The organism is Rhodococcus sp. NPDC058521 (assembly GCF_042719695.1).
GTDB lineage: Bacteria > Actinomycetota > Actinomycetes > Mycobacteriales > Mycobacteriaceae > Rhodococcus_F.
In genome coordinates this window covers 1-14,999 of sequence record NZ_JBHXNL010000006.1, presented here as the reverse complement: position 1 = coordinate 14,999, position 14,999 = coordinate 1, and the positions used below count along the sequence as shown (strand labels likewise).

Genomic DNA, 14,999 nt, shown 5'->3' with positions numbered 1-14,999 from the left:
CCATTACGGTTGAACTGGCTACTTCCAGCAAGTACGGCTACGGAACGGAGGCCGGAGTGACAGATCGACTCGGCATCGACGATGTGGAACCCACGATCGACGGTGGGCGATTTCCGACAAAAGCCGTGGTCGGCGAAGTCGTCCCGGTTCGCGCCGTGGTGTGGCGGGAAGGTCATGACGCCGTCTCCGCGAACATTGCGGTTCGCGGTCCGGCGATGCCGGATTCGGGCCGAGTCGCTGCCGTCGACGACGACGCGAGAACGATTCGAATCCCGATGAATCGCGGCACACTCCCGGATGTCTTCGACGCTCTGTTCACTCCGACGATCGAAGGTACGTGGACATTCAGGGTCGAAGCATGGAGCGACCCGATCGCCACCTGGAAGCAAACGGTCGAAGCGAAGCTGGGGGTGGGCCAGGGCGCTACCGAACTGAGCAACGACCTGGAGATCGGCGCCCAGCGTTTCGAAGAAGCGGCGCAGGGTGTGCCACCCGCAGACCGGCCTCGTCTCCTTGCGATCGCCGAATCGCTACGCTCCGACGGACAGCTTCCCGCACGCGTTGCCCCGGCCTTCACGACGGACATCGCAGAACTCCTGCGGGCCTACCCGCTACGTGAACTCGTCACCGAGAGTTCTCCGCACCTCGTGACCGTCGATCGGCGGCGTGCGCTGTACGGATCGTGGTACGAATTCTTCCCCCGTTCCACCGGCGGACGACATTCGGACGGAACCCCACGCCACGGAACCTTCGAGACGGCCGCGGCAGACCTTCGCCGTATCGCCGCAATGGGATTCGACGTGGTGTACCTCCCCCCGATCCACCCCATCGGGGTGGTCAACCGAAAGGGTCAGAACAACACTCTGACCCCCGGGCCGGACGATGTCGGTTCACCGTGGGCGATCGGATCTGCCGAGGGCGGACACGACAACGTTCATCCCGAACTGGGGACACTGGCCGACTTTCGGAACTTCGTGGGTGCGGCGCGACAGGTCGGCATGGAGGTCGCACTCGATCTGGCGTTGCAATGCGCACCGGATCATCCGTGGGCACGGGATCATCCGGAGTGGTTCACGGTCCTGCCGGACGGCACGATCGCGTACGCGGAAAATCCACCCAAGAGGTATCAGGACATCTACCCGATCAACTTCGACAAGGACCCCGAGGGCATCCACCAGGAAATTTTGCGCGTCACCCGGCACTGGATCGACGCCGGGGTAAAGATCTTCCGGGTGGACAACCCCCACACGAAACCTCCGAACTTCTGGGAACGATTCATCTCCGAGATCAAGCAGTCACACCCCGACGTACTCTTTCTGTCCGAGGCGTTCACGCTGCCCGCACGCATGTACGGCCTGGCCCGTCGGGGATTCACGCAGTCGTACACCTACTTCACGTGGCGGACCACCAAGTGGGAGCTCACCGAGTTCGGCAACGAAATCGCGGCGAAGGCCGACGAGGCACGACCGAACCTCTTCGTGAACACGCCCGACATTCTGCACGAGAGCTTGCAGCACGGCGGCCCAGGAATGTTCGCAGTGCGGGCAGCGCTCGCGGCGACCATGTCACCGACATGGGGGGTGTATTCCGGGTTCGAATTGTTCGAGCACACTCCGCTGCGTGACGGCAGCGAGGAGTACCTCCATTCGGAGAAGTACGAGCTTCGCCCCCGCGACTTCGCGGGAGCCGCTGCCCGCGGAGAATCACTCGAACCGTGGCTGACGACACTGAACCGAATCCGTAGAGCGCACCCGGCGCTTGCACAACTACGCAACCTGCATTTCCACCACGTGGACAACGACGCACTGATCGCGTATTCGAAATTCGACCCCGCCACCGGCGATGCCGTGCTGACGGTGATCAACCTGGACCCGTATGCGGCGGAACAGGGACACATCTGGTTGGACATGCCGGCAATCGGCCACGACTGGCACGACCGGATGACCGTTCGTGACGAGGTGTCCGGTGAGCAATACGACTGGGGACAAACCAATTTCGTTCGCCTGGAACCGTGGCGTGCCGTTGCGCACATCATCGCACTTCCCACCATCGCGTACCCCGTTCGAACGACTCTCGCGCGCCGCGGTGACCGATCGTGACCACGATCGACCGGCCCGGCCCCAGACCCGCCGACGAGGACCTCGAACTTCTCGCACGAGGCGAGCACCACGATCCTCATTCGCTGTTCGGAGCGCATCCGCATACCGACGGCACCCTGGTGCGCACCTTGCGTCCGGATGCCGCGTCGGTAGCGGTTCTGGTGGAGGGTCGGCAACACTCGCTCACAGAGGTCGCCGAAGGCATTTTCGCTGCGGTCCTGCCGATCCCGGCGCTGCCGGATTATCGGCTCGTGGTCAGGTACCCCGGCGGGCACACCGTGACCACGGTCGACGGCTACCGATTCCTTCCCACTCTGGGCGAGTTGGACCTGCATCTGCTCGGTGAGGGCAGACACGAGCGTCTGTGGGAGGTGCTCGGCGCCCATGTGCGTACGTACGACACACCGGACGGCCCCGTCACGGGCACGTCGTTCGCGGTGTGGGCGCCGGCCGCCCGGGGTGTCGCCGTGATCGGCGACTTCGAGGGATGGCGCGGCCGCAGCGCACCCATGAGATCACTCGGCTCCTCCGGTGTCTGGGAACTGTTCGTACCGAACCTCGGGGCCGGCGAATTGTACAAGTACCGCGTTGTCGCCCCGGATGGCACAGCCCGCGACAAAGCGGACCCGATGGCGTTTCACACCGAGGTTCCGCCAGCCACCGCGTCTCGAATCACGGTGAACGAGCACCGTTGGCGCGACAGCGCCTGGTTGACCCGGCGGGCTTCGCTGGATCCGGCCCAGGCGCCCATGAGTGTCTACGAGGTGCATCTGGGTTCATGGCGTCCCGGCCTGTCCTACCGCGAACTCGCCGACCAACTCGCCGATTACGTGCGGGAGGCAGGTTTCACGCACGTCGAGCTTCTTCCGGTGGCCGAGCATCCGTACGGCGGATCGTGGGGCTATCAGGTCACGTCCTACTACGCTCCCACCGCCCGATTCGGATCGCCCGACGACTTTCGGTGGTTCGTCGACCGTCTGCACGGAGCCGGAATCGGGGTCCTGGTCGACTGGGTTCCCGCACATTTTCCCAAGGACGACTGGGCTCTCGCCCGCTTCGACGGAACACCGCTCTACGAGCACAGTGACCCACAGCGTGGCGAACAATTGGATTGGGGCACTTACATCTTCGACTTCGGTCGTCGAGAGGTCCGGAACTTCCTGGTCGCGAACGCACTGTTCTGGATCGACGAGTTCCACATCGACGGCCTGCGCGTCGACGCCGTCGCATCGATGCTCTATCTGGACTATTCGCGCCCCGAAGGTGGGTGGACGCCCAACATCCACGGCGGACGCGAGAATCTCGAAGCCGTCGACTTCATCCAGGAGATGAACGCAACCGTCCACAAGCATCACGCCGGGGTCGTCACCATCGCGGAGGAATCGACGGCGTGGCCGGGTGTCACCCGCGCCACCACCGTCGGCGGTCTCGGGTTCGACATGAAGTGGAACATGGGGTGGATGCACGACACCCTCGGATACCTGGGCCACGACCCCGTGCACCGGAGCTACCACCATCACGAGATCACGTTCTCCCTGATGTACGCGTGGAGCGAGAACTACCTGTTGCCCATCAGTCACGACGAAGTGGTGCACGGAAAGGGCACTCTCTGGACCCGCATGTCCGGAGGCGATTTCTCGAAAGCCGCGGGGTTGCGTGCCCTTCTCGCCTACATGTGGGCGCACCCGGGAAAGCAGTTGCTGTTCATGGGCCAGGAGTTCGGGCAGCCCGCGGAGTGGTCCGAGGAGAACGGACTGGACTGGTGGGTCCTCGATCGACCGGGCACCGGCCGATTCCATCGGGGCATCGCCGCACTCGTGTCCGATCTCAATGCCGCCTATCGGCGCCACCCTGCGCTGTGGACTCTGGACGCGTCGCCTGGCGGATACTCGTGGATCGACGCCAACGACACGGAGAACAACGTCCTGAGCTTCCTCCGCTACGGCACGGACGGTTCGATCGTCGCCTGCCTGTTCAACTTCTCGGGTCGATTGCATTCGAACTACAGGGTGGGATTGCCCGAACCAGGTCGGTGGCGCGAAATCCTCAACACGGACGCAGTACCGTACGAGGGCGCGGGGTCGGGGAACCTCGGAGCGGTAACGGCGGTATCGCAATCGTGGCACGGACGTCCAGCCTCGGCAGAGGTGGTACTTCCGGCACACGGCGCGATCTGGATCAGTCTGGAGCGTGAATGAAGAGGCACCGACGCCGGGTGGCGCGGCTTACGATACTCGGGTTCGCGGCGCTCGCCGTGGGAGGATGTGCGTCGTCCATAGCGGGCGACGCAGTGTCCATCTACAACAACCCCTTTCGGGTTGCCGGTCTCGACGCCACCTCCGGCCCGAGTGGGGCACGGCCCAACGTTCCGGATGCCGAGGTCGCGATCACCAACACCGACGGCGGTGCCGTCGACACCGTGGTCGGGAACGCTGTTGCCGACATCGAAACGTACTGGGCGCAACACTTCCCCGAGATGTTCCACCAGGAGTTCGAACCGGTCTCGGAACTCGTCTCGTGGGACCCGACCGATCGTCGCGGACCCGTGTTCTGCGGCCAGAGCACCGAGGATCTGCCCAACGCCGGTTATTGCAGCAAGGACCACACGATCGGCTGGGACCGCGAACTCCTGCTGCCCGAGGTGATCGACAAATTCGGCGACATCGCTGCGGTTTTCGTTCTGGCCCACGAATACGGTCACGCCGTCCAGACCAAAGCCGACATCGCCCCGGCCGCAAAGACTGCGGGGATCGTGCGCGAGCAACAGGCGGACTGCTTCGGTGGCGCATTCCTGCGCCACATGGCGGAAGGCAAGACGAAGCACTTCACCATGAACACGTCGGACGGCCTCAACAGTGTGCTGGCATCAGCAGTTGCGATCGGCGACACCGATCCCACCAACCCGGACAACGTCCACGGTTCGGCATTCGAACGAGTGAGCGCCGTACAGATCGGTTTCACCGACGGGCCCGCTTCTTGCGAGCGGATCGACGAGAAGGAAATCGAATCCCGAAGGGCCGATCTCCCGCAACGATTCGCCGACGATCAGGACGACGGCGAACTCCCGGTCACCGAGGAGTCCTTGAAGTCGTTCGTCACATCGTTTCAGCAGATCTTCGAACTCTCCGATCCACCGGACCTCGATCTGGACGGAGCCGACACGGGATGCTCGGACGCCGAGGCGACCGAGCCGGTTTCGTACTGCCCCGCGACCAACACCATCGGCGTCAGCGTCGACGAACTGGCCGAGCGCGGGACTCCCACACGCACCAGCCGCCGAGAACTGCTCACCACGAACCTGACCGGCGACTACAACGCGTATGTTCTGCTCGCGTCGAGGTACACCCTCGCGCTGCAGAAGAGCAAGGGTGAGAACCTGCACTCGCCTCGGACCGCTTTGCGAGCCGCGTGCCTGTCCGGAGTCATCACCGCCGCCCTGAGCCCCGAGCATCCGGAGGTGCTGGCCGACGGCAGTGTGTGGCTGTCCCCCGGCGACCTGGACGAAGCCATCTCGGGGCTGCTCACCGACGGACTCGCAGCAAGTGACGTGAACGGCAAGACCGTGCCGAGCGGGTTCTCACGCGTCGACGCCTTCAGAACCGGAGTTCTCGGAGGCGAGCCCGGCTGCGACGGCCGGTATCGGTAGACCGGTCTAGTAAAGGGCCGACGCGAGCTTCCTGCGCGCCGCAACCACCACGGGTTCCGCTGGATCGAAAAGCTCGAACAGCTCCAACAGGCGGGTGCGTGCTCGCGTCTTGTCCTCGCCGGCACTGCGCTTGATCACCGCGATGATGCGATCGAACGCGGCTTCCGGCGCCTGGCTGTAGAGCTCCACATCCGCCGCCGCCAGTTGAGCATCCACGTCGCTGGGGGCGCCGTCGGCCGTGACGATCGCACCGTCCTCGGCCCCCTGGACGCGGGCGAGGAACCGAACCTGACGAATCGCGCCGAGCGCCTCCTCGTTGGCCGGTTCCTCGTCGAGAATCAGCTGGAATGCCGCCTCGGCTCCCGCCAGGTCGCCTTCTTCGAGCGCCGACTCCGCTGCCGTGAAACGCGGATCTTCGGGTTCGGGCTCGTCGGGGTCCACGTCGCCGGCCGGCGGGCCGGACAGTTTGCCCTCTACTGCCTGCTCGACTGCCTGTAGCCATTGACGCAACTGCGCCTCGGGTTGTGCACCCTGGAAATCGGCCAGCGGCTGTCCGGCGGCGATGGCGACCACGGTCGGTACGGATTGCACGCCGAACGCCTGCGCGATTCGGGGGTTGGCATCGACGTCGACCTTCGCCAGAACCCAACGGCCCTGGGCTTCACGTGCCAACTTCTCGAGCAGTGGTGAGAGCTGCTTGCAGGGTTCGCACCACGTCGCCCACAAATCCACGATGACGGGCACCTGGCTCGACCGCCGAAGGACCTCGTCCTCGAAGGTTGCCTCGGTCACGTCCACGACCGGCTCGAGAGCACCTCCTCCGGTTGATCCCGCGCCGGGACCTGCCTGGGCAGGAGGCGCCGGCGCGCGCTCCTTGAGGCCCGACAGATCGACGGCACCACTGGTTGCCGCGGCGAGCGCCGCGGAGCGAGCTGAAGGACGGGAACCTGGTCGTGTCACGCCAACCAGTTTGTCACGATTCGAGCGTCGGCACGTACGCGGGCCGCATCGCGCTCAGACCGTGGTCGCGCTGCGATCTCCGGCAGTACCCGTGGAAAGTTCAGCCAGACGGCCGGTCCGTGCGGCCCAGATCTCGAAGACGACGGTGCCGAACGGAGGCACGCTCGACAGGAGAGCGAGCGCGGTGACCTTCAGGTCCCACTTCAGCTGTACCGCGGTGATCAGGGCGACCACGATGAACACGAGGAACCCCGCTACGCCGTGCACCATGCCGGGGATCCGGACGGCCTCTTCGAAACCGAGCACCCACTTGAAGAACATGGCAACGAGCAGCGCTGCCCAGGTCAGAGCCTCCCAGTAGGCGACGAGACGGAAGCGCTTGGCGGGAGTGGACACGTCGAAGATGTTCGGCATGGTGTCCATTGTGCCCGATAGTCTACGACGCTCCGTAGTTGGGACGATGCCGCAACCACGGAGCGTCGATCGAGCGTTCTACTTCTTGGGTACGCGAACGATGAGCGCGTCACCCTGACCGCCACCGCCACACAGTGCGGCCGCGCCGACTCCGCCGCCTCGACGTTCGAGTTCGAGAGCCAGATGCAGTGCGATCCGAGCACCGGACATACCCAGCGGGTGACCGACGGCGATGGCGCCACCGTTGACGTTCACCTTGGCGGGATCGAGACCCAGTTCCCGAGTCGATGCGATGCCCACGGCAGCGAAGGCCTCGTTGATCTCCACGAGATCCAGGTCCTTCGGATCGATGCCCTCGCGTTCACACGCCTTGGCAATGGCGCGTGCGGGCTGCGACTGCAACGTCGAATCCGGCCCGGCCACCACGCCGTGAGCGCCGATCTCGGCGATCCAGGTGAGTCCGAGTTCCTCCGCCTTGGCCTTGCTCATCACCACGACGGCAGCAGCCCCATCCGAGATCGGGGATGCCGAGCCTGCGGTGATGGTTCCATCCTTGCTGAATGCCGGACGAAGTCGCCCGAGCGACTCCGCAGTGGTGTCGGCTCGGATGCCCTCGTCTTCTGCGAACACGATCGGGTCACCCTTGCGCTGTGGGATGGACACCGGGACGACCTCGTTGTCGAAGAGTCCGTCCTTCCAGGCGCGCGCCGCGTTCTGATGCGAGGCGGCAGCGAAAGTGTCCTGTTCCTCGCGGGTGATCTTCTGCGTGTCGTCCTGGTTCACCTTTTCCGTGAGCAGACCCATCGCCTGATCGGTGAACACGTCGTGGAGGCCGTCGTACGCCATGTGATCTCGCATGGTCACGTCGCCGTACTTGAAACCGTCCCGGCTCTTCTCGAGCATGTGCGGTGCACGACTCATCGACTCCTGGCCACCTGCAACCACCACATCGAACTCGCCTGCGCGGATAAGTTGATCGGCAAGTGCGATCGCATCGACGCCGGACAGGCAGACCTTGTTGACGGTCAGGGCGGGCACGTCCATCGGGATCCCACCCGCGACCGCCGCCTGTCGCGCCGGAATCTGACCTGCACCTGCGGTAAGCACCTGACCCATGATCACGTACTGAACCTGTTCCGGCTTCACGCCGGACTTCTCGAGGGCACCCTTGATGGCGATTCCACCGAGGTCGGAACCCGAGAAATCTTTCAGGGAGCCGAGCAGCCGGCCCATCGGCGTCCGGGCTCCGGCCACGATCACAGAACTGGTCACGATTTTCCTCCGCGTACAGATGTCGACTGATCGTCTCGCCGTACGACACATCCGCTGACTCCAGCGACTCGAGTCACATCCCGGCGAGACCTACTAGAACGTTAGCGCTAACGTCGAAGCCATGACACAGTCGTCCCCCCAGTCGCAGACCCGATCCAACTCGTCTCCCCTGTCGTCGAGCCTGGTTCTCGCCATCGACCACGTCGGCATAGCCGTCCCCGACCTGGACGCGGCGATCGCCTGGTACAGCGAACACCTGGGTATGGAGTCCACCCACGAGGAAGTCAACGACGAGCAGGGCGTGCGCGAGGCGATGCTCAGCGTCGTCGGCGCACCCGAGGGTGCAACCGCGCTCCAGTTGCTCGCACCACTGAACGAGCAGTCCACGATTGCCAAGTTCATCGACCGGAGCGGCCCCGGCCTGCAGCAACTGGCGTATCGTGTCAGCGACATCGATGCGTTCTCGACCGAGTTGCGCGAGAAGGGCGTCAGGTTGCTCTACGACGCACCCCGTCGTGGCACCGCAGACTCGCGAATCAACTTCGTCCACCCCAAGGACGCGGGTGGCGTTCTGGTCGAACTCGTGGAGCAAGCAGCCGGCAACTGACACCCCCACGCTCGGACCCGCCCACGGCAGCGGCAACCGTTATACCCAGGTAGATTGGCGGGCATGGTCAACGAGCACGAGCGCGAATCTCTGCATCTCCCCTTTGCAATCGCACGGAAGGGGTTCGATCGCGACGAAGTCCGAAACTACTTCGAGCGCTTCGACGCAGAGCTTCGCGTCACCGCCGCAGACCGTGACGCCGCGGCGGCCCAGGCTCGCGATCTCGCCAAGCAACTCGACGACGCCCGCAACGAAATCGACGACCTCCGCAAGGATGTCGATCGCCTTTCGGTTCCCCCCACGACCGCGGAAGGCATGAGCGACCGCATCTCACGCATGTTGCGTCTCGCATCCGACGAAGCCTCCGAGGTCCGAGCCAAGGCGGAGTCGGACGCAGCCGAGATGATCTCGATCGCCGAGCAGGAAGGCGCGACTCTTCGCGGCGAGTACGAGTCTCTGGTCGCCGAGCTCGAAGACCGGCGCAATGCCCTCCAGGTGGAGCACACCCGGACCATGTCCAAGGCTCGCGCCGAGGCCGCACGAATCGTCGATTCGGCGCAGTCCGAGCGCGATCGCCTGGCCGCCGAGGCCGAGCTCAAGCGCACCCGGATCCAAGAAGACTTCGACCTCACCATGTCGGAACGCCGACAGAAGACGATCGCTGCGGTCAACGAGCTCGAGTCCACCAGCAAGGCCGAGTCGAAGCGGCGCCTCGACGATGCGGCACACGAGGCCGAGCGTCGCCTCCAGTTGGCGACCGATCAAGCCGAGCGGAAGATCGCACACGCCAAGGACCTGGCCGAGGAACTGCGGGTTCTGCGCGGTCGAATCCTCGCTCAGCTCTTGGGGATCAGAGGTCAGCTCGATTCGGTTCCCGCGATGCTCGCCTCGGTCAATCGCGAGAGCGAACTACTCGACGTGCCCGCCGACGGAAAGACCGTTCCGGGTGCGTCGGACCAGGAAGACGCCGAAGCCGCAGACGAGGACACCTTCGAAGAAGACGCCGCCGAGTCGAACGACACGACACCGGACGACAAGTCCGCCGATGACGAGAAAGCAGGCGGTAAGGCGACCGACGATGCCGAGTCCCCGGCGGTCAAGTCCTCGAAGGACGAGGAAGTGGTTGCCAAGCCGGCCCAGAATCGCGGCGACGGCGACAAAACCGCGCAGATCGACCGCTCGAAGCTTCAGCAGCCGGTCAAGACCGGGAGCAGCAACCGCTGATCACGACCACTTTCGGGTGATCCCACGGGTACGTCGACCCGACCAACAGCCGCTGTGCCAGTGGCGCCGGTCGTCGACTCCGCCGAAGCCCGCCGGCCAGGTGACCACGTGCGCCACTCCCGGGCGGATCTCGTGGTCACAGCCCGGGCACCGGTAACTCTTGGTCGCACGCGCACCGGGAACGTTCCGCACGAGGTAGGTGTCGTCCGTCGACCCGGGCGGGCCCTGTTCGTGCCGGGCGGTCGCCCCACCGAACAGGGAATCCCCCGCGCTTGCACCCGTCGACCGTGTTCGGCGGGTGCGCGGCTGAGGTTTCCTACGGGGCACGCCTCCCAGTCTAGAAGAGTCGGAACTCGGTACTCTCCGTGCCGCGCAGGGCCTCGTAATCGAGAACCAGACAGCGGATTCCGCGGTCGGTCGCCAAGGTCTTCGCCTGCGGCTTGATCTGCTGCGCAGCGAAGACGCCACTCACCGGCGCAAGCAACGGATCCCGATTGAGCAGTTCCAGGTATCTGGTGAGTTGCTCCACGCCATCGATGTCGCCACGACGCTTGACCTCGACGGCAACGGACGAGCCGTCCGCGTCACGACACATCAGGTCCACGGGACCGATCGCGGTCATGTACTCACGACGGACCAACGTGTACCCGGACCCGAGAGTCTCGACGTGTTCCGCAAGCAACTCCTGCAGGTGTGCCTCGACCCCGTCCTTCACCAGGCCGGGGTCGATACCCAACTCGTGACTCGAGTCGTGCTCGATCTCCTCGACCGTGATTCGAAGTTCTTCGCCTGCCTTGTTCGTGACAACCCACAATGTCGAATCGTCGTCACCGGAGTCCTCGACGAGCCAACATGGCGGGCTCATCCAGTTCAGGGGCTTGTAGGCCCGATCATCGGCATGAATGCTGACCGATCCATCCGCCTTCACGAGAATCAGCCTGCGAGCTGACGGGAGGTGAGCCGTCAGGCGGCCCACGTAGTCGACACGGCACTGAGCAATCACAAGACGCACGTGGCCACCCTAGAGGATCACCCCGGCTAGTCTCGAATGACTATGCAGCGACGACACACCACCTCTGCCCCGATGGGGTCCTGGCTGCTCGGCCCGTCGGACGAAACATCCACCCGCAGACGCATCCGGGTGCAATTGCTTCTCACGGCGCCCCTCGTCGTCACGAACTTCATCGGTGCGCTCATCGCCGTCGTCCTCGTCACCGTCGTCGTGCCGGGTCCCTCGGTGCTGACCATGGAATACGTCTACGTCAATTTCGTCGCCGTCCCCGTGTACATCGTCTTCGCGATGGTCGTGGGCATCACTTGGGGCACAAAGCGTCTCATCCGAGATCTACGGTGGGCAACTACCAATGCCACGCCGAGCGCAGCAGATCACCTCGCCGCGTTCCGGGCACCTCGACGACTGACGACGGTGCAGGGGCTGTTGTGGGGTCTCGCTCTCGTGGTCCTGACGTTTCTGTACGGACTCGTCGACCTGGACGTGGTCCCGAAGGTCGCCTTCACGATCGCGCTCACCGGCATCACGATCTGCGCGTACTGCTATCTACTGTCCGAGTTCGCCCTCCGCCCCATCGCCGCGTTGGCACTCGAGGTGGGCGGCCCGCGTCCAGAACGCACGCTCGGGATCACCAGCAGGACTCTTCTCATCTGGCTTCTCGGCACCGGGATTCCGATTCTGGGATTGATGCTGATCGCGGTGTTCAGCTTCATACGTCCAACCAGTTCTGCCGGCCTCGCGGTGTCGATCTTCGCGGTGGGCGGTGTTGCACTGATCTTCGGTCCGCTTCTCGCCCTCATCAGTGTGCGCGCCACCGCCTCTCCCCTGCGCGCTGTGCGAGCCGGCATGGCACGGGTCGCCGAGGGTGACCTCGACACCTCGCTCGTCGTGTACGACGGCTCCGAACTGGGTGCGCTGCAGCGAGGCTTCAATCGCATGGCGGACGGTCTCCGCGAGCGAGAACGGATCCGCGACCTCTTCGGGCGGCACGTGGGCCACGAGGTCGCGGCCAACGCCCTCGTCAGCAACCCGGAGCTCGGTGGCGAAGAGCGTGAGGTCGCCGTTCTGTTCGTCGACATCATCGGGTCGACCACGATTGCGGCCACCCGCAAACCGGCCGAGGTGGTTGCCATCCTCAATCGGTTCTTCGGTGTGGTCGTCGACGAGATCGATACTCGCGGTGGATTCGTCAACAAGTTCGAGGGCGATGCAGCGCTCGCGATCTTCGGCGCACCCGCAGACGTGGACGATCCGGCGGGACGCGCACTCGCCGCGGCCAGGGCGATCCGCCGAAGGTTGACCGCCGAGGTCACCGAGTGCGACGCCGGCATCGGAGTGGCCGCCGGTATCGCGGTCGCCGGGAACATCGGCGCACATGAGCGATTCGAGTACACCGTCATCGGCGATCCGGTGAACGAAGCGGCACGGCTGTCCGAGGTCGCCAAGTCGGCACCGGGGCACCTCGTTGCTTCAGGACGCGCTCTCGAGTCCGCCCGCGATTCCGAGGCGCGGCACTGGGTCCACCGGGACGACGTTCTCCTTCGAGGAAGGCTCGAGTCGACTCGCATCTCGATCCCCGTCGACGCGGTCGCTTCCACGTCGAACGGCGGGACCCCGGACACCGGGAGCGGTCCAGATCTCCGGCAGAGGTGACACGATGCGGGTGTCGTGGACGAAGCACCACCGCCAATGGTCTCCCGGTCTCAACGACTCCGCGATGGGGTGCCCCGTCGTCTCGGCGTGACGGCGTGCATGACGCATCGCCGAAGTATCACCGCACCCGACATACCCACAGCACAGGCACAGCATCAAGTGCTCCCAGTGCGTTCCCACTTCGAGACAGCCCTCGCATCCGTCCGACGTGTGTGCAACGACGGACTGCACACTGTCGAGATCCGGGTCCGTCCATCCTTCAGACACGGCCATTGTTCACCCCTTCCCGTTAAGCGTGACCTGTCCGGCCACCGAAGTCCTGGTCACGGCGGGGCGAACAACAGAGCGCCTACTCGACCGACCAGCACGGTTGCCCGTTTCGACGGCAGATTTCGGGGTAGCCCCATGCAATGGATCTGGACCTGCCGCCAGACCCGAAGGTTGACGAGATTCCACGGGCTCCCGACCTGTGGGCTGCGCTTGCACTCACCGCGCAGATGCACGGAAGTGCCGCACCGGGAGACATCGTTGCGCTGCTCGGATATGCGGTTGCCGCCCTCGGACCGTTCGCGGTGCAATCGAACCGCCCACAGGACGTGGCCCGCGCAGCACCCGACGGATGGCGACACATCGTATGCACCGGCGCGGACACCGCTCTGGACGTCGTCGTGAAGTCGTCGACACACCCGACCCCCGACCAGGCGACATTGGTCGAGTTGGTCAGTGAACACGCCCGAACCGCAATCGCTTCCGCCAGCGCGCGTGCCGCGCTCTCGACGCAGCAGATCAGAGCAGCGAACATGCACGAGCTGGCCGAGACGGTACAGAAACTGCGGCGCGAATCGCATGTGCGCGCAGTCCTGTCACAGCTGTCCACCAGCTTGGCCGGCGACCTAGCGATCGCCGAAGCGCTGAACGAACTCACCGGACTCGACGTGGGCATGGAGGACGCATTCGGCAATCTACGCGTCAATGCACCCCCGTCCACCACACGCCACTACCGCAGAATCGGGGGTCACAATCACACGGACGTCGTTCGAGAGGCCATCTCGAACGGTCACCCCATGCGCGACGGCGATCGACTCTTCCACGTCGTAAGGCCACGGCACGACGTTCTCGGGATAGTCTTTCTCACCGACCCCGACCGGGTGGCCGGCGACTTCGAGCGATTCGCGCTGGAGCACGGGGCCACGGCACTGGCGATGCAGATGACCCATCAACGTTCCATTGCCGAGGCCGAGATTCGGTTACGCCGGGACCTCGGCGCAGACCTTCTCGAGGGCATGGACAACGACACTGCCTGCGCCAGAGCGGATGCCCTCGGATACGACCTCCGCAAACCCCAGCGGGTATTCGCGATGCGATGGAACGTCGCAGATTCAGGTGCAGTCGTCGCGGCTTTCGGTCGGCACATCGATTCGACGGGAAACAACGCGCTTCTGGCTCGTCGAAATGATCTCGTGGCAGCGATCGCTGAGGCGGCAACGGACGCGCACATGGTCTACGACGCGATGCAACGCACACTGGGCGTCTCAGGTGTCATCGGCGTCGGAACGATCGCCGCAGAGCCAGCGGCGATTCCGCGCTCCTACGCAGATGCGCTGCGAGCACTCGACATTCGAGAAAATGCACTGCGCCCGGAAGGGGTGGTTCACTTCGAGAAACTCGGTGTGTACCGAATTCTCGATACCCAGTCCGATTCGGGGAACGTCCACGAATTCGTGCGCGAATGGCTGGGAGATCTGCTCGACTACGACCGCAGGCACCACAGCACGATGATCGAAACTCTTACTCAATATCTCGAATGCGGCGGGCATTACGACGACACCGCGCGAGCGCTACGAATTCATCGCAGCACGTTGCGCTACAGGATGAGTCGGATACACGAGCTCACGGGACGGGATTTGCACGACGTCGACACGAGACTCAATCTGCATCTGGCGGCCCGGGCTCTGCAGGTGATCAACGGATCCACAAATGCGTGAAGCCCCCCAACGCAATGTTGGGGGGCTTCAGCAACGGATGTTCGGCGGTGTCCTACTCTCCCACACCCTGTCGGGTGCAGTACCATCGGCGCAGGCAGGCTTAGCTTCCGGGTTCGGAATGGGACCG

At 64.5% G+C, this 14,999-nt stretch carries 12 protein-coding genes, 1 rRNA gene and 1 pseudogene; 7 read left to right on the top strand and 7 right to left on the bottom strand.

From position 1 onward, the window contains the following. Positions 1-56 precede the first annotated feature (56 nt). The 3 genes from ACFWO3_RS11550 to ACFWO3_RS11540 are packed head-to-tail and all read left to right on the top strand — an operon-like array spanning position 57 to position 5,745. Positions 57-2,099: an alpha-1,4-glucan--maltose-1-phosphate maltosyltransferase gene (locus ACFWO3_RS11550; protein ID WP_378577398.1), complete on the top strand. Its 2,043-nt coding sequence runs from the start codon at positions 57-59 to the stop codon at positions 2,097-2,099. Further along, positions 2,096-4,297: a 1,4-alpha-glucan branching protein GlgB gene (gene glgB / locus ACFWO3_RS11545; RefSeq protein WP_378577396.1), complete on the top strand. Its 2,202-nt coding sequence runs from the start codon at positions 2,096-2,098 to the stop codon at positions 4,295-4,297. The genes ACFWO3_RS11550 and glgB overlap by 4 nt, the downstream gene beginning before the upstream one ends. Further along, positions 4,294-5,745, top strand: a complete 1,452-nt coding sequence (locus tag ACFWO3_RS11540; RefSeq protein WP_378577394.1) for a neutral zinc metallopeptidase — start codon at positions 4,294-4,296, stop codon at positions 5,743-5,745. Before glgB ends, ACFWO3_RS11540 begins: the two co-directional genes overlap by 4 nt. Before the next feature lie 6 nt (positions 5,746-5,751). On the opposite strand, the gene trxA is transcribed toward ACFWO3_RS11540, so the two are convergent. The 3 genes from trxA to ACFWO3_RS11525 all read right to left on the bottom strand — a co-directional run bounded on the left by trxA (position 5,752) and on the right by ACFWO3_RS11525 (position 8,391). After that, positions 5,752-6,705, bottom strand: a complete 954-nt coding sequence (gene trxA, locus ACFWO3_RS11535) for a thioredoxin (protein ID WP_378577392.1) — start codon at positions 6,703-6,705, stop codon at positions 5,752-5,754. 54 nt (positions 6,706-6,759) lie between these two features. Next, entirely contained in the window at positions 6,760-7,119 is a 360-nt protein-coding gene (locus ACFWO3_RS11530) for a DUF3817 domain-containing protein (RefSeq protein WP_378577390.1), read from the bottom strand. Positions 7,120-7,197: 78 nt separating this feature from the next. Next, on the bottom strand, positions 7,198-8,391 hold the full coding sequence (locus tag ACFWO3_RS11525; protein WP_378577388.1) for an acetyl-CoA C-acetyltransferase: 1,194 nt from the start codon (positions 8,389-8,391) through the stop codon (positions 7,198-7,200). 121 nt (positions 8,392-8,512) lie between these two features. Here ACFWO3_RS11525 and mce point away from each other — a divergent pair, with 121 nt between their 5' ends. Next, entirely contained in the window at positions 8,513-8,998 is a 486-nt protein-coding gene (mce, locus tag ACFWO3_RS11520; protein ID WP_378577386.1) for a methylmalonyl-CoA epimerase, read from the top strand. 63 nt (positions 8,999-9,061) lie between these two features. Beyond that, positions 9,062-10,222 (top strand): hypothetical protein, encoded by a 1,161-nt coding sequence (locus tag ACFWO3_RS11515; RefSeq protein ID WP_378577384.1) that lies wholly within the window; start codon positions 9,062-9,064, stop codon positions 10,220-10,222. Here the strand turns inward: ACFWO3_RS11515 and ACFWO3_RS11510 are convergent, their stop codons facing one another. Further along, the gene (locus ACFWO3_RS11510; RefSeq protein WP_378577382.1) at positions 10,223-10,549 is read right to left on the bottom strand and encodes an ATP/GTP-binding protein; all 327 of its coding nucleotides are present in this window, start codon (positions 10,547-10,549) and stop codon (positions 10,223-10,225) included. Between the two features lie 10 nt (positions 10,550-10,559). Further along, positions 10,560-11,234 (bottom strand): endonuclease NucS, encoded by a 675-nt coding sequence (gene nucS, locus ACFWO3_RS11505; RefSeq protein WP_378577380.1) that lies wholly within the window; start codon positions 11,232-11,234, stop codon positions 10,560-10,562. Positions 11,235-11,276: 42 nt separating this feature from the next. Here nucS and ACFWO3_RS11500 point away from each other — a divergent pair, with 42 nt between their 5' ends. Further along, positions 11,277-12,887 carry an adenylate/guanylate cyclase domain-containing protein gene (locus ACFWO3_RS11500; RefSeq protein ID WP_378577839.1) on the top strand — a complete coding sequence of 537 codons (1,611 nt, stop codon included), beginning with the start codon at positions 11,277-11,279 and terminating at the stop codon, positions 12,885-12,887. 12 nt (positions 12,888-12,899) lie between these two features. Here ACFWO3_RS11500 and ACFWO3_RS11495 read toward each other — a convergent pair. Beyond that, positions 12,900-13,160: pseudogene (locus tag ACFWO3_RS11495) on the bottom strand (UBP-type zinc finger domain-containing protein); the annotation flags it as partial. Between the two features lie 137 nt (positions 13,161-13,297). On the opposite strand from ACFWO3_RS11495, the gene ACFWO3_RS11490 reads away from it, so the two are divergent. Beyond that, positions 13,298-14,872, top strand: a complete 1,575-nt coding sequence (locus ACFWO3_RS11490; protein WP_378577378.1) for a PucR family transcriptional regulator — start codon at positions 13,298-13,300, stop codon at positions 14,870-14,872. 39 nt (positions 14,873-14,911) lie between these two features. On the opposite strand, the gene rrf is transcribed toward ACFWO3_RS11490, so the two are convergent. After that, positions 14,912-14,999: ribosomal RNA gene (rrf, locus tag ACFWO3_RS11485) — 5S ribosomal RNA — on the bottom strand; the annotation flags it as partial.

What these genes read in the sequence shown, in the direction of transcription:
- ACFWO3_RS11530 (WP_378577390.1), bottom strand. Translation starts at nt 7,119, where the DNA reads ATGCCGAACATCTTCGACGTGTCCACTCCCGCCAAGCGCTTCCGTCTC.
- ACFWO3_RS11500 (WP_378577839.1), top strand. Translation starts at nt 11,277, where the DNA reads ATGCAGCGACGACACACCACCTCTGCCCCGATGGGGTCCTGGCTGCTC.
- ACFWO3_RS11540 (WP_378577394.1), top strand. Translation starts at nt 4,294, where the DNA reads ATGAAGAGGCACCGACGCCGGGTGGCGCGGCTTACGATACTCGGGTTC.
- ACFWO3_RS11515 (WP_378577384.1), top strand. Translation starts at nt 9,062, where the DNA reads ATGGTCAACGAGCACGAGCGCGAATCTCTGCATCTCCCCTTTGCAATC.
- mce (WP_378577386.1), top strand. Translation starts at nt 8,513, where the DNA reads ATGACACAGTCGTCCCCCCAGTCGCAGACCCGATCCAACTCGTCTCCC.
- ACFWO3_RS11490 (WP_378577378.1), top strand. Translation starts at nt 13,298, where the DNA reads ATGGATCTGGACCTGCCGCCAGACCCGAAGGTTGACGAGATTCCACGG.